1 rRNA gene is annotated in these 1,801 nt (G+C 52.2%); it reads right to left on the bottom strand.

What is annotated here, in order from left to right:
• Positions 1–76: 76 nt before the first annotated feature.
• Positions 77–1,801, bottom strand: a 23S ribosomal RNA gene (locus EQV97_RS28810); the annotation flags it as partial.

Genomic DNA, 1,801 nt, shown 5'->3' with positions numbered 1-1,801 from the left:
TTTCGTCTTCACACACCGCAATCTGATGCTTCTACTTGTTTCCAAGTCAGGAGTAGTCAAATTGCTTGGGTGTTATATGGTCAAGCCTCACGGGCAATTAGTATTGGTTAGCTCAACGCCTCACAGCGCTTACACACCCAACCTATCAACGTCGTAGTCTTCGACGGCCCTTCAGGGGACTCAAGGTCCCAGTGAGATCTCATCTTGAGGCTAGTTTCCCGCTTAGATGCTTTCAGCGGTTATCTATTCCGAACATAGCTACCCGGCAATGCCACTGGCGTGACAACCGGAACACCAGAGGTTCGTCCACTCCGGTCCTCTCGTACTAGGAGCAGCCCCTCTCAAATCTCAAACGTCCACGGCAGATAGGGACCGAACTGTCTCACGACGTTCTAAACCCAGCTCGCGTACCACTTTAAATGGCGAACAGCCATACCCTTGGGACCGGCTTCAGCCCCAGGATGTGATGAGCCGACATCGAGGTGCCAAACACCGCCGTCGATATGAACTCTTGGGCGGTATCAGCCTGTTATCCCCGGAGTACCTTTTATCCGTTGAGCGATGGCCCTTCCATACAGAACCACCGGATCACTAAGACCTACTTTCGTACCTGCTCGACGTGTCTGTCTCGCAGTCAAGCGCGCTTTTGCCTTTATACTCTACGACCGATTTCCGACCGGTCTGAGCGCACCTTCGTACTCCTCCGTTACTCTTTAGGAGGAGACCGCCCCAGTCAAACTACCCACCATACACTGTCCTCGATCCGGATAACGGACCTGAGTTAGAACCTCAAAGTTGCCAGGGTGGTATTTCAAGGTTGGCTCCACGCGAACTGGCGTCCACGCTTCAAAGCCTCCCACCTATCCTACACAAGCAAATTCAAAGTCCAGTGCAAAGCTATAGTAAAGGTTCACGGGGTCTTTCCGTCTAGCCGCGGATACACTGCATCTTCACAGCGATTTCAATTTCACTGAGTCTCGGGTGGAGACAGCGCCGCCATCGTTACGCCATTCGTGCAGGTCGGAACTTACCCGACAAGGAATTTCGCTACCTTAGGACCGTTATAGTTACGGCCGCCGTTTACCGGGGCTTCGATCAAGAGCTTCGCGTTAGCTAACCCCATCAATTAACCTTCCGGCACCGGGCAGGCGTCACACCCTATACGTCCACTTTCGTGTTTGCAGAGTGCTGTGTTTTTAATAAACAGTCGCAGCGGCCTGGTATCTTCGACCGGCATGAGCTTACGGAGCAAGTCCTTCACCCTCACCGGCGCACCTTCTCCCGAAGTTACGGTGCCATTTTGCCTAGTTCCTTCACCCGAGTTCTCTCAAGCGCCTTGGTATTCTCTACCCAACCACCTGTGTCGGTTTGGGGTACGGTTCCTGGTTACCTGAAGCTTAGAAGCTTTTCTTGGAAGCATGGCATCAACCACTTCGTGTTCTAAAAGAACACTCGTCATCAGCTCTCGGCCTTAGAATCCCGGATTTACCTAAGATTCCAGCCTACCACCTTAAACTTGGACAACCAACGCCAAGCTGGCCTAGCCTTCTCCGTCCCTCCATCGCAATAACCAGAAGTACAGGAATATTAACCTGTTTTCCATCGACTACGCTTTTCAGCCTCGCCTTAGGGACCGACTAACCCTGCGTCGATTAACGTTGCGCAGGAAACCTTGGTCTTTCGGCGTGGGTGTTTTTCACACCCATTGTCGTTACTCATGTCAGCATTCGCACTTCTGATACCTCCAGCAAGCTTCTCAACTCACCTTCACAGGCTTACAGAACGCTCCTCTACCGCATCA

Source organism: Pseudomonas sp. TMW22090 (assembly GCF_022496665.1).
GTDB classification, from domain to species: domain Bacteria; phylum Pseudomonadota; class Gammaproteobacteria; order Pseudomonadales; family Pseudomonadaceae; genus Aquipseudomonas; species Aquipseudomonas gregormendelii.
The sequence above is the reverse complement of the archived record's forward strand: the minus strand, read 5'-3'. Positions and strand labels throughout refer to the sequence as shown.